The sequence below is a fragment of the Nocardia sp. NPDC005978 genome (assembly GCF_040614455.1).
Lineage (GTDB): Bacteria > Actinomycetota > Actinomycetes > Mycobacteriales > Mycobacteriaceae > Nocardia.
In genome coordinates, this window is the sequence record NZ_JBEXUS010000057.1 from 1 (window position 1) to 11,088 (window position 11,088).

General features: G+C 70.1%; 14 protein-coding genes. 7 read left to right on the forward strand and 7 right to left on the reverse strand.

Annotation, left to right across the window (positions count from 1 at the left end; all coding sequences use genetic code 11):
• Window positions 1–56 precede the first annotated feature (56 nt).
• Together ABZ319_RS24115 and ABZ319_RS24120 are read left to right on the forward strand one after the other, a co-directional pair.
• Window positions 57–1,196, forward strand: coding sequence for a Dyp-type peroxidase (locus ABZ319_RS24115; RefSeq protein WP_354988764.1), 1,140 nt, complete (start codon window positions 57–59; stop codon window positions 1,194–1,196).
• Between the two features lie 295 nt (window positions 1,197–1,491).
• On the forward strand, window positions 1,492–1,827 hold the full coding sequence (locus ABZ319_RS24120) for a YnfA family protein (RefSeq protein WP_354988732.1): 336 nt from the start codon (window positions 1,492–1,494) through the stop codon (window positions 1,825–1,827).
• Window positions 1,828–1,984: 157 nt separating this feature from the next.
• Here ABZ319_RS24120 and ABZ319_RS24125 read toward each other — a convergent pair whose 3' ends face one another.
• Window positions 1,985–2,629 carry a TetR/AcrR family transcriptional regulator gene (locus tag ABZ319_RS24125; RefSeq protein ID WP_354988733.1) on the reverse strand — a complete coding sequence of 215 codons (645 nt, stop codon included), beginning with the start codon at window positions 2,627–2,629 and terminating at the stop codon, window positions 1,985–1,987.
• 212 nt (window positions 2,630–2,841) lie between these two features.
• Between ABZ319_RS24125 and ABZ319_RS24130 the strand changes: the two genes are divergently transcribed.
• A complete protein-coding gene (locus ABZ319_RS24130) occupies window positions 2,842–3,597 on the forward strand; it encodes an SGNH/GDSL hydrolase family protein (protein WP_354988734.1) in 756 nt (251 codons plus the stop codon).
• 14 nt (window positions 3,598–3,611) lie between these two features.
• Here ABZ319_RS24130 and ABZ319_RS24135 read toward each other — a convergent pair whose 3' ends face one another.
• Window positions 3,612–3,962: a hypothetical protein gene (locus ABZ319_RS24135; RefSeq protein WP_354988735.1), complete on the reverse strand. Its 351-nt coding sequence runs from the start codon at window positions 3,960–3,962 to the stop codon at window positions 3,612–3,614.
• A 242-nt stretch (window positions 3,963–4,204) separates the two neighbouring features.
• On the opposite strand from ABZ319_RS24135, the gene ABZ319_RS24140 reads away from it, so the two are divergent.
• Window positions 4,205–5,194 (forward strand): glycosyltransferase family 9 protein, encoded by a 990-nt coding sequence (locus ABZ319_RS24140; RefSeq protein WP_354988736.1) that lies wholly within the window; start codon window positions 4,205–4,207, stop codon window positions 5,192–5,194.
• Window positions 5,195–5,233: 39 nt separating this feature from the next.
• Here the strand turns inward: ABZ319_RS24140 and ABZ319_RS24145 are convergent, their stop codons facing one another.
• On the reverse strand, window positions 5,234–5,536 hold the full coding sequence (locus ABZ319_RS24145; RefSeq protein ID WP_354988737.1) for a metalloregulator ArsR/SmtB family transcription factor: 303 nt from the start codon (window positions 5,534–5,536) through the stop codon (window positions 5,234–5,236).
• A gap of 207 nt (window positions 5,537–5,743) precedes the next feature.
• Between ABZ319_RS24145 and ABZ319_RS24150 the strand changes: the two genes are divergently transcribed.
• On the forward strand, window positions 5,744–6,490 hold the full coding sequence (locus ABZ319_RS24150; protein WP_354988738.1) for a M23 family metallopeptidase: 747 nt from the start codon (window positions 5,744–5,746) through the stop codon (window positions 6,488–6,490).
• 193 nt (window positions 6,491–6,683) lie between these two features.
• Here ABZ319_RS24150 and ABZ319_RS24155 read toward each other — a convergent pair whose 3' ends face one another.
• Window positions 6,684–7,529 (reverse strand): MerR family transcriptional regulator, encoded by an 846-nt coding sequence (locus ABZ319_RS24155; protein WP_354988739.1) that lies wholly within the window; start codon window positions 7,527–7,529, stop codon window positions 6,684–6,686.
• Window positions 7,465–7,971 carry a VOC family protein gene (locus tag ABZ319_RS24160; protein WP_354988740.1) on the reverse strand — a complete coding sequence of 169 codons (507 nt, stop codon included), beginning with the start codon at window positions 7,969–7,971 and terminating at the stop codon, window positions 7,465–7,467. Before ABZ319_RS24160 ends, ABZ319_RS24155 begins: the two co-directional genes overlap by 65 nt.
• 274 nt (window positions 7,972–8,245) lie before the next feature.
• Here ABZ319_RS24160 and ABZ319_RS24165 point away from each other — a divergent pair, with 274 nt between their 5' ends.
• A complete protein-coding gene (locus tag ABZ319_RS24165; RefSeq protein ID WP_354988741.1) occupies window positions 8,246–9,277 on the forward strand; it encodes a hypothetical protein in 1,032 nt (343 codons plus the stop codon).
• On the opposite strand, the gene ABZ319_RS24170 is transcribed toward ABZ319_RS24165, so the two are convergent.
• Window positions 9,228–9,551, reverse strand: a complete 324-nt coding sequence (locus tag ABZ319_RS24170) for a hypothetical protein (protein ID WP_354988742.1) — start codon at window positions 9,549–9,551, stop codon at window positions 9,228–9,230. The genes ABZ319_RS24165 and ABZ319_RS24170 overlap by 50 nt on opposite strands.
• 182 nt (window positions 9,552–9,733) lie before the next feature.
• Between ABZ319_RS24170 and ABZ319_RS24175 the strand changes: the two genes are divergently transcribed.
• The gene (locus ABZ319_RS24175) at window positions 9,734–10,069 is read left to right on the forward strand and encodes an RNA polymerase-binding protein RbpA (protein WP_354988743.1); all 336 of its coding nucleotides are present in this window, start codon (window positions 9,734–9,736) and stop codon (window positions 10,067–10,069) included.
• A 171-nt stretch (window positions 10,070–10,240) separates the two neighbouring features.
• Here the strand turns inward: ABZ319_RS24175 and ABZ319_RS24180 are convergent, their stop codons facing one another.
• Window positions 10,241–11,038 (reverse strand): ABC transporter permease, encoded by a 798-nt coding sequence (locus ABZ319_RS24180; protein WP_354988765.1) that lies wholly within the window; start codon window positions 11,036–11,038, stop codon window positions 10,241–10,243.
• Between the last annotated feature and the right edge of the window lie 50 nt (window positions 11,039–11,088).

Consider the following 11,088-nt stretch of genomic DNA (forward strand, 5'->3'; position numbering starts at 1 on the left):
CGGGCGCCGCCGGGGCCGCCGGCGCTGCCGTGGCGGGCGCCGCCGGGGCCGCCGGAATCGGCTGGGGCGCGGCCACTCTCACCCATCGCGACCACGATCGGGATCCGGCGCTGGACACGATCCCGTTCTACGGCCCGCATCAGGCCGGGATCGCCACCGATCCGCAGGATCACGTGGCGTTCCTCGGGTTCGACATGGCCGCGGGCACCGATCGCGAGGACGTGATCGGGGTCCTGAAGATCTGGACCGACGACGCGGCCCGCCTCACCCAGGGGCGGCCCGCGCTCGCGGACACCGAACCCGAGCTCGCCGCCCGGCCCGCCGCGCTCACGGTGACGGTCGGGTTCGGGCCGGGGTTGTTCGCGCTCACCGGGCAGCAGGGCGATCGCCCGGCGTGGCTCGAGCAGCTGCCCGCGTACTCGATCGACAGGCTCGATCCGGCGTACACCGGCGCGCAGCTGCTGGTGCAGGTGTGCTCGAACGAGGCCACGACGGTCTCGCACGCGGTGCGGGTGCTGTCCAAGCATGTGAAATCGCTGGTCACGGTGAAATGGGTGCAGCGCGGGTTCCGCAACGCGTCCAAGGGCCAGACCATGCGCAATCTGCTCGGGCAGGTCGACGGCACGGTCAACATCGCGCCGGGCACCCTCGATTTCGACACCCTGGTCTGGGACGACGGGGCGCGCACGCCGTGGCTGTCGGGCGGCACGTCGATGGTGTTGCGCCGCATCGCCATGAACCTGGACAGCTGGGACGAGATGGACGCCGAAGCGCGAGGCATCACCCTGGGCCGGCGCGACTCCGACGGTGCGCCCCTGGGCGGGACCAAGGAAAGCGACGAACCCGATTTCGCGGCCGTCGACGAATTCGGCATCACGCTGATTCCGCCGTCCTCGCATATCGCTCGCGCGCACCACACGACCGAGCGCGAGCGTTTCCTGCGGCGCGGGTTCAACTACGACGACACCCCCGCGCCCGGGCAGCTGTCGAATTCGGGGCTGCTGTTCACCGCGTTCCAGCGCGATATCGGCGCCCAGTATCTGCCGGTGCAGCAGCGCCTGGCCGATTTCGACGCCCTGAACCGGTGGACCACGCCGGTCGGGTCGGCGGTGTTCGCGATTCCCCCGGGCGTGCTCACGCCCGGCGGATATCTCGGTCAGCAATTGTTCGAGCCCAACCGCCTGGTCGGGCGCTGACACCCGCCCGGTCCCGGGGGACTCGCCGGGACCGGGCACGGCACGATTCCGGTCCGGGTCGCACGAGGGGCGGCCCGGACCGCGTCCGGCTACCCGCGCACCGGAGCTACCGCGACACCGAGCCCTCCCGCGGGCCCGCAGCTCCCGCGGGCTCACCTCCCAGCCGCCTGACGCCGGAGCCGGACCCGCCCCGCGCACCGCTCGGGCTCCAGGACAAGACAACCGCGACGGCCGCACAGGTCTGCGTGATCCGCCTGCCGGGCTTCGGAGAGCGCTCGGCACCTAAGGTTGCCCGATGACCGTTCTGCGTTCCGTGGTGTTGTTCGCGCTGGCCGCCGTCGCCGAAATCGGTGGCGCGTGGCTGATCTGGCAGGGTGTGCGCGAGCACCGGGGGTGGGCGTGGATGGGGGCCGGGGTGGTCGCGCTGGGGGTGTACGGGTTCGTCGCCACGCTGCAGCCCGATGCGAACTTCGGGCGGATCCTGGCGGCCTACGGCGGGGTGTTCGTGGCCGGATCACTGCTGTGGGCGATGGCCCTGGACGGGTTCCGGCCCGACCGGTGGGACGTGATGGGCGCGCTGGTGTGCCTGGTGGGGGTCGCGATCATCATGTACGCGCCGCGCGGGGCATGACAGTAGGCGGCCGCGCCCGGCGATCGGCCGCTGCCCGATCACGAGGCGGTCGATGAAAACAACTGCGGCGGAACACTTTTCACCGCAGTGACCTGGGCGCGCTGCAGTCACGACGCCGACGATGTCGCACTGAATCGACTCACCGGCGCGGGCCGGGCTACTCGGCGCGGCGGTCCAGCAGGGCGGTGACGATCTCGCGGGCGGTCGCGATGGCGTTCTCCTCGCCCATGCGCGCGGCGGTGTTGGCCGAGCTGATCAGCGCGTCGAGTTGGAAGGCGACCGCGTGCGGGGTGCCGGCCGCGGCGAAGCCCGCTTCCTGGGCGCGCCCGATCTCGCGTTCGAGGACGGTGAACCATTCGGCGCGGCTGGCGGCCAGGGCGTCGTGCACCGGGCCGGGGCGACTGTCGAACTCGGCCATGCCCGCGACCTGAAAGCAGCCGCCGGGCAGGACCGGGGTGTCGATGTAGTCGAACCAGTGCCGCATGTACGCGCGCAGGCGTTCGATGCCGCGCGGTGCGGTGCTCGCGGGGGCGACCACGTACTCGATGAAGATCTCGCGGGCGGCGTCGACCGCGGCCAGTTGCAGTTTCTCCTTGGTGCCGAACAGGGTCGCCACCCCGCTCTTGCTGATCCCGAGATCGCTCGCGAGCCGGCCCAGGCTCAATCCGGTGAGCCCTTCGACCGAGGCGACGTCCGCGGCGTGGCGCGCGATGCTCGCGCGGGCCCGGGCGCCCTTGACCAAACGCTGGTCCGAGATCGGGGCGGGGATGTGCTGTTCAGCGGTCTGCACGGGGTCGGCCATCCCTTCATGGTGTCACTTCCACTTGCCAAAGCACACGATCGGTCGTACTTTTCAACAATACGAACGATCGTACGTACAGTTTACGAGTCCGGAGAGGGTTCGCACCACCCCCGGGAGACCGCGGCCATAACGACACGCCCATCCCCCGGCACCCGCCGAGGAACGTCACAGTGACACTCCACCGATCCCCGCCACACAGGAGCACAGCGCGCATGACCACCAACGACATTCACATCCCGCGCGACATCCACGCCGACGCCATCGACCTCGCCGCACTGCACCCGCACCCGGCCACCGAGGCCGAGGACCCCCTGCTCATCACCGACGCCGAAGCCCGAAACCTGTTCGCGGACATACCGTGGCGACGCCTGGCGGTCGTGGGTGACTCCATCGCCGAGGGCATCGGCGATCCCCGCCCCGGCTACGCGAGCGTGCCCTGGGCCGATCGCCTCGCCCGCTGGCTGCTGGCCGCACACCCGGAATCGGACTACCTCAACACCGGCCGCATGGGCGCCACCCTGGCCGAGATCCGCGCGGAACAGCTTGCGCGCGTTGCCGATTTCCGCCCGGACCTGATCCAGGTCACCGGCGGCGGCAACGACCTGTTCCGGCGGGGAACGCGCATGGAGACCGTCGAACGCGAACTCGACGAACTGTGCACCGAACTCGCGGCCACCGGCGCGCGCCTGTCACTGTTCACCCTCGCCGACGCCTTCACCGGCAAACTCCGCCCGCTGCGCACCGTGTTCGCCGAATACGCGGACGTGGTGCGCCGCGTCGCGGACCGGCACGACGCCATCCTCACCGAATTCTGGGAGCACCCCGCGCGCCTGCGCTCGGACTGGCTCAGCGCCGACCACATCCACCTGACCATGGCGGGCCAGGCCGTCGTCGCCACCGAACTGGCGCGCGCCTTCGCGACCGCATCACGGGCGGCGCAGCGCCGTTCGACCGCGGCCGGGGCCTGACACCCCCGCGCCCGTCAGTGCCAGAGCGCGGCGACGAAGACGTTCACGATGGCCAGCGCACCGGCCGCGTGGGTCATCCACACCACCGCCTTGCCGCGCTTGGCATCGGCCCGGCCCATCTCGGCGAACGCCGTGACCAGAACGGCCACAACGAGTTTCACCCCGATCTTGGCCATATCGGGGTCCTTGCCGAGGGAATCGACCGACTCGGCCAGCCCGACCAGCGCGATGCCGGTGATCAACTGGGCGCGCGCACCCCAGACCATGAGCTCGGAGACTCGGGGCCGGCCGGCGGCGTAACCGCCGACCACGGCCGCCATTCCGAGCAAATGGGACACGACCACCAGGTTGTAGACGAGGTCCATGACCACACGGTAGTTGATCTCGCGCGCCTCCGACGGGCGGTAGTAATAAATAGTGGCGCGCGCGGTGCGCCATGGTGTTTCGCGCCGCGGCCCGCCGGGTAGTCCTCTCCTAATGGCCCTCGGTGTTCCCGCATTGGAGGGCTCTCCCCTTGTGGGGCCGCGCTGCCGCGACCGGCGGCGCGAGCGAGCGAAGACGTTGCAGGCAAGGACATTGCGGGCAGTGAACGGCTAGGAGAGATCAGGTGGCGGTTGTACTCGTGCTGCGGGCTCGCGGACTGGGTGATCTGCTCACCGCGGTCCCGGCGCTGCGCGCGCTGCGCCGGGCCAGGCCCCAGGACCACATCGCCCTCGCCGCCCCGCACCGCCTCAAACCGATCATCGATCTCATCGCCGCCGTCGACGAACTGCTGCCCGTCGCGGGACCCTCGGCGATGCGCTGGGACGGGGAAGCGCCCGCGCTCGCGGTGAACCTGCACGGCTGCGGCACCGAGGGCTTGGCCGAACTGCTGCGCACCAAACCCGACCGCGTCCTCACCTATCGCAATCCCTACTTCCCCGAACTCACCGGACCCGACTGGGACCCCGACATGCACGACGTCGACCGCTGGTGTCACCTGCTCGAATCCGAGGGCATCGCCGCGGACCGCCGCAATCTGGGCCTGGTCCCGCCCGTGGCCACCACCAGCCATCGCGACTGCGTCGTGGTGCACGTCGGCGCGGGCGCACCCGCGCGGCGCTGGCCACCGGACCGTTTCGCCGCGGTCGTGCGCCATCTGCTCGTACAGGGCCGGGACGTGGTGCTCACCGGCGACGAGACCGAACGCGACATCGCCCTCGGGGTCGCCGCGCGCGCCGGACTACCCGTGTCCAAGGTGCTGGCCGGAGAACAGAACCTCATCGAACTGGCCGCCACCGTCGCCGAATCCGCGCTGGTGGTCGCCGGGGACACCGGGATCGCGCATCTGGCGACCGCGTTCGGCACCCGCACGGTACTGCTGTTCGGGCCCACCCCGCCCAGCCGCAGCGGGCCACCCCCGCATCTGCTGGGCAGGCACGCGGTGCTGTGGGCCGGACAGGTCGGCGACCCGGCCGCCCAGACACCCGACCCGGGATTGCTGAAGATCGAGGTCCCCGAAGTGATCAACGCCGTGGACAAGCAGCTGCGCAAGCGTCCGTGGCCGGGCACCGGGCTGGATCGGCGCGGGCAGCAGGCGTACCGCCGGGTCGGCTGAGCCGGACCTATCCCGCTGTTACCCGTGGGAGCGGGGACTTCACATGTCGGCCAGATCGGCCCGCGCGGAGGACAGCGCGGCCGAGTAGGCGGCGATGGCACTGGGCCAGAACTGTTCGAGATAGTCACGGCAGTCCGCCAGCCCCCGCGGGTCCAGCGAGTACAGCCTGCGGTTGCCCGCGGGTTGCGACATCACCAGGCGAGCTTCCCGCAACACCTTCAAATGCTGCGAAACCGCGGAACTGCTGACGCCGACGGCCGCCGCGAGCTCCCCCACCGACCGAGCTCCGGACGGCAAAGCCTCGAAGATCGCACGGCGTGTGGGGTCCGCGAGAGCGGTCATGACTCGGACTCCGTTAGCAGGCACTTACACAGGTTGCCCGCAGGGCAGGGTCGAGGTCAATACACCCGAAATACCCTTTCACCAATGTCATAACGAAATTACCTCCATGTCGTTATGTAGTCGTGACATTCGAACTGGGATTTTGTACCGATGTGACGGTAGGCACAGCATTTCTGGGCCGGTCATAACCTCGGTTACGTTCGATGCATGCCCGTAACCGTTCCGTTATCCAAAGCCCTCAAGGCCGGCAAGTACCGGACGGCCGCAACTCGTGCAGTGGCCGTTACCGCAGTCGTCGGCTCCGCACTCGGAGTTGTCGCCGCCGCCGACCAGGACACCGCCGTCGCTTCCGCGGGCCAACTCTCCGCTAACGCTTCCACCGTACTGTCCGACTCCGCGCCCGGCCTCGTCTCGGCCGAAATCCCCGGCGTGCAGAAGGCCGACTTCACCGCGTTCACCCCGTGGGAAGCCCAGATGCCGCAGAACGTGCCGCCGGAGGTCACCGACTTCCTGCACAACCTCGGCATCCAGCAGCAGCAGGAGCAGAACCGCCCGCGCACCGTGCGCCCGGTCGCCGGTCCGCTCACCTCCGGCTTCGGCCAGCGCTGGGGCGCCGCGCACAACGGCATCGACTTCGGTGACGGCTTCGGCGCGCCGATCAAGGCCGTCACCGACGGCACCGTGATCGAAGCCGGCCCGGCCTCGGGCTTCGGCCTGTGGGTCCGCATCCAGCAGGACGACGGCACCATCGGCGTCTACGGCCACATGCAGGACATCCTGGTCGCCCCCGGCCAGCAGGTCCGCGCCGGTGACGACATCGCCACCGTCGGCAGCCGCGGCTACTCCACCGGCCCCCACCTGCACTACGAGGTGCACACCTCCCCGGGCGCCCCGATCGACCCCATGCCCTGGCTCGCCGCCCGCGGCATCGACGTCGGCGTGCCCGTCGACTGAGACCCGCACGGCCACACCTGAACAGCACGACCGCCGACACCGGCCCGGGAATCGATGAGGGGTTCCCGCGCCGGTGTCGTCGTATTTCCCAGGCGCCGAACACAATTCGGCCGGCATATCCGGACTCGATGACACCGCCCACCTTCGCGGGTATCGGTCCGGAACAGCACCGCCGAACTCGACCCCGGGCGAGTCAGTCCCAGGTCGCGGTGTCGGGATCGACGCCGTGCGCGCCGGCGTTGGCGTCGATGATCGCGCGCAACCAGCCCGCCAGCCCCGGGGCCAGGCCGTCGTAGAAGGCCCGGTAGCCGGGTTCCTCGGCGTACGTGCGGCCCAGACACACCTGCATCGCATGCGAGCAGTCGAAATAGACCGCCATCGAGGCGCGGTGGCGTTCGGCCAGCGCGTCGGCCTCGGGGCTACCCGGGGTCGCGCCCGCGCGGCAGGCCGCCGCCAGCGCGGCGTGCAGCTCGTCCAGGGCCGCCGCGACGGCCCGCCACTGGTCCGGTGTGCGATCGGCCGCGCGTTCGGCATACTGCGCCCACTGGGCCGTCTCACCCCAGCGCTGCCCGGCTCGGGCGACATGGTCCGGCTCCCACTCGGGGCCGAAGATCTCTCGTTGCTCGGCGGCCGAGAGCAGCGGGCCCGATTCCCGCGCCCGGATCAAGCGATCCAAGGCCGCACCCGTGGACTCGAGTTCGGCCACTCGTTCCCGGATCTGATCGCGCTGACGACGCAGCACGCCCAGAGCGTCGGAGCCCGGGGTATCCAGCATCGGCCCGATATCGGTGAGCGGCACGCCCAGCTCCCGGTAGATCAGCACCCGGTGCGCGCGGGCCACGTCGGCTGCCGTGTAGAGCCGGTAGCCCGCCTCCGAGCGCTCGGAAGGGCACACCAGGCCTATGGCGTCCCAGTGGTGCAGCGCCCGCACGGTGACGCCCAGACGGGCCGCCACCGCGCCGACGGTCAGCTCGTCATCGGGCAGCGGATGCATCGGGCCCGTCGATTCCCATCGCTCGCAGGTGTTCGGCTTCGGCACTGTCCGGATCGTACGGCCGCGCCCCGGTCACGATGACGCGAGCGCCCTCGGGTGTGCGGACCTCGAGCTCGACCGAATTCCACGGCATGGCCCGCGGTCCGGTCGTGCACCCGGGCGCCAGCCCTTCGCACGCGGCCGCGATCTCCTCGAGCTGGCTCAGCACGCACGAGAAGCTCACCGTCATCGCCGAAGGACCCGCCGCGCCGGGCACCAGCAGCACATCCTGGAACGCCCACCGCCGCAGATGCGTGAGCTGCCCGGGCACGGTGAACAGATCGAAGAACCCGAGCCCGCGCACCCAGAAATCGACCGAGACGGACAGGTCGGCGACCGGGATCGTGACGAACATGGGCATGCCGTACAGCCCGCGGAACAGCGCGGGCGGCGCCGCGTCCGGGCCGGGGACGGGACTGATATCGAAGGCGGGGAAGGTGTCGCTCATACGGCCAGCCTGCGGCCTCACGCCGCGTGAGGGTCAAGCCCGGCACCCGCCGATCCGGTCACCGATGGGCCACGCGGACTCGCGCGTCCAACCACACCCGGCGCGGCGTCATCACCGGTCGGCCCCGAGGGCCGGGGCTCGGGTCGCGCCGATCGCGGTGTCCCCGCGTGGTTTTCACGACCGTGCCTGGGCGCGGACCCCTACCGCGGTACTACGTGCCGACCCCACCGCCGGGTGAGGTGGCGGGCGGCCCCGCGCCCCTACCGTCGGCGACATGACCACCGCGCCCGCTTCCACCGCACGCCGGTTCCATCGGCCCCTGCTGTTCACCACCGCCGCCATGACCGTGCTGGCCCTGTTCTGCCTGTGCGCCATGGCAATCGACGACCGGCAGCTGCTCGGGGAATCGGTGTGGCTCAAACCGCTCAAGTTCGCGTTCGCGTTCGCGCTCTACACCGGCACCCTGACCTGGCTGCTGGCATTCCCGCATCGCGGACAGCGCCTGACCTGGTGGATGGGCGCGATCTTCGCCGCGACCGCCGTCGTCGACGTCGGTTTCATCGTCACCCAGGCCGCCCGCGGCACCTTCAGCCACTTCAGCAACGAGGACGACGCCTGGAACAACATCGGGCAAATGGTGTTCGCCTCCGGCGTGCCGGGCCTGTTCGCCGCGAATCTGGTCATCGCACTGGCGCTTTCGTGGCAGCGCGTCACCGACCGGCCCACCTCGCGGGCGATCCACCTGGGCCTGGCCCTGGCCGTGGCGGGTATGGCGCTGGGCTATCTCATGGGCTTCACCGGCGAGCAGCAGGCCACCGACGCCTACGGCAACCCGATCCCCCTGGCCGCCGGGCACACCGTGATCAGCGGCTCCGATCAGCCGGTCCTGCGCGACGGGGTCGACACCATGCCGATCACGCACTGGAGCACCAACGGCGGCGATCTGCGCATCCCGCACTTCCTCGGATTGCACGGCATCCAACTGCTGATCGTGCTCGCGGTCGTGCTGGCGAAACTGGCCCCGCGGATCCCGTGGCTGCGCCGCGAACGCGCGCGCGCCGATCTCGTGTGGGTCCTGGCCCTGGGCTACGCCGGGCTACTGGGTGTATCGGCCTGGCAGGCGCTGCGCGGTCAGCCCCTGCTCGATCCCGATGCCGCGACCGCCACCGGTCTGGGTGTGGTCGCGGCGGTCACCGCGGCGGGTATCGGACTGGTTTATCGCGTACACGGCCGCACGGCGGCCGATCCGGTCGTACTCAGCGCAGGCGCTCGGCGTCCCGCGTCAACCGCACCAATGTCTCGGTGAGATCGGCCAGTTCGCGATGGTCGGCCCCCTCCTGCACCGCGGTGGCCACATCCTCCGCGGCACAGCGCGCCGCGAACCACCGATCGGACAGGTCCGCGACCTCCTGGGCCGAGAGCACCACCGAGTCCTCGGGAATGCCCGTGCCCTTCACGCTGTTTCGATGCTCGTAGGCACGCTGGCGACAGGATTGCCGGCAATAGCGCCGACGGCGGCCGATCTCCGAATCGGCGATCTCCCTGCCACACCATTGGCAGGGCATGCGGTGGCGCAACATGGTCCGGAACATTAATGGTTCCGCACCCCGACCGGGTGGTGGGCACGCCGAACGAAAGCGGTACCGCCGAACCGGTAGAATGGTCGGGTTCTCTCCACGGGAACCGAAGGTCACGTCCGAGCGTTGAGCAGAGACGGGACACTAAGTAGAACGTTGCCGCTAGGCGAGAAGGGACCGCACTCATGGCAGATCGCGTACTCCGGGGCAGTCGACTCGGAGCGGTGAGCTACGAGACCGACCGCGACCACGACCTCGCGCCGCGTCGGATGGCGAAGTACCGGACCGAGAACGGCGAGGAATTCGACGTGCCGTTCGCGGACGACGCCGAGATCCCCCCGACCTGGCTGTGCCGCAACGGCCAGGAAGGCATTCTGCTCGAGGGCACCACGGTCGAGCCCAAGAAGGTCAAGCCGCCGCGCACCCACTGGGACATGCTGCTGGAGCGCCGCAGCAAGGAAGAGCTCGAGGAGCTGCTGCAGGAGCGGATGGATCTGATCAAGAGCCGCCGCCGCGCGTAGTCCAGCGTCGTCGGGCACCTCGGTGCTCGATACGACAGCGTGACCGACGACAGCGTGAACAACAGAGCCCCGCACCCGAATTCGGGTGCGGGGCTCTTCGCTGCGTCCGGGCCGGGTGGGCGGCCCGGAGGCAGTGGCCGGGAACCGTTCTCGTGCGAACGGGAACCGTTCTCAGTGCGAGGCGACCTTGCGGTACTGCAGCAGCGACATCGGCACCGCGACCGCCAGAATGGCCAGCGAGCACAAGATGGCGTACTCGACGCAGTGATCGGCGGGCCAGCCGTCGGCGGGCACGAAGGTGGGCGGGGCGCCGTTGTCGAACAGCTTGCGCCCGGCCGCGGCGACCGCGGTGATGGGATTCCACTCCGCGATCACCCGCAGCGGCCCGGGCAGGCTCTCCCCGGAGATGAAGGCCGAGGAGATGAAGGTCAGCGGGAACAGCCAGATCAGGCCCGCGCTCTGGGCGACCTCGACGCTCGGTGACATGAGCCCGGTCAGCGCGCCCACCCACGACATGGCGAACGCGAACAGCAGGATCACACCGAACGCCAGTACCGCGTCCAGGATGCCGCCGTTGATGCGCCAGCCCACCGCGTACCCGCAGCCGACCATCACCGAGAGCGCGAGGATGTTGACCACCAGGTCCGAGAGCGTGCGGCCCATGAGCACCGCCAGCCGGGACATGGGCAGCGTGCGCATGCGGTCGATGATGCCCTTGTGCAGGTCGTTGGCCAGGCCGACCGTGGTGAAGGCGGCATTGAAGGCCACCGTCTGGGTGAAGATTCCGGCCAGCAGGAACTCGCGGTACTGCCCGCCGCCCAGGGACGCGCCGAAGACGTAGGCGAACAGGAACACGAACATCAGCGGCTGGATGGTCGCGGTCACCAGCAGGGTCGGCACGCGCAGGATGGTCAGCAGGTTGCGGTAGGCGACGATGGCGCTGTCGCGAAAGACGCGGGGCAGGGCCATGAATGACTCGGATGCGGTACCGGGGGCGCGGTCCCGCGCGGGCGCGTCCG

What these genes read in the sequence shown, in the direction of transcription:
- ABZ319_RS24120 (WP_354988732.1), top strand. Translation starts at nt 1,492, where the DNA reads ATGACCGTTCTGCGTTCCGTGGTGTTGTTCGCGCTGGCCGCCGTCGCC.
- ABZ319_RS24125 (WP_354988733.1), bottom strand. Translation starts at nt 2,629, where the DNA reads ATGGCCGACCCCGTGCAGACCGCTGAACAGCACATCCCCGCCCCGATC.
- ABZ319_RS24130 (WP_354988734.1), top strand. Translation starts at nt 2,842, where the DNA reads ATGACCACCAACGACATTCACATCCCGCGCGACATCCACGCCGACGCC.
- ABZ319_RS24135 (WP_354988735.1), bottom strand. Translation starts at nt 3,962, where the DNA reads ATGGACCTCGTCTACAACCTGGTGGTCGTGTCCCATTTGCTCGGAATG.
- ABZ319_RS24145 (WP_354988737.1), bottom strand. Translation starts at nt 5,536, where the DNA reads ATGACCGCTCTCGCGGACCCCACACGCCGTGCGATCTTCGAGGCTTTG.
- ABZ319_RS24150 (WP_354988738.1), top strand. Translation starts at nt 5,744, where the DNA reads ATGCCCGTAACCGTTCCGTTATCCAAAGCCCTCAAGGCCGGCAAGTAC.
- ABZ319_RS24160 (WP_354988740.1), bottom strand. Translation starts at nt 7,971, where the DNA reads ATGAGCGACACCTTCCCCGCCTTCGATATCAGTCCCGTCCCCGGCCCG.
- ABZ319_RS24165 (WP_354988741.1), top strand. Translation starts at nt 8,246, where the DNA reads ATGACCACCGCGCCCGCTTCCACCGCACGCCGGTTCCATCGGCCCCTG.
- ABZ319_RS24170 (WP_354988742.1), bottom strand. Translation starts at nt 9,551, where the DNA reads ATGTTGCGCCACCGCATGCCCTGCCAATGGTGTGGCAGGGAGATCGCC.
- ABZ319_RS24175 (WP_354988743.1), top strand. Translation starts at nt 9,734, where the DNA reads ATGGCAGATCGCGTACTCCGGGGCAGTCGACTCGGAGCGGTGAGCTAC.
- ABZ319_RS24180 (WP_354988765.1), bottom strand. Translation starts at nt 11,038, where the DNA reads ATGGCCCTGCCCCGCGTCTTTCGCGACAGCGCCATCGTCGCCTACCGC.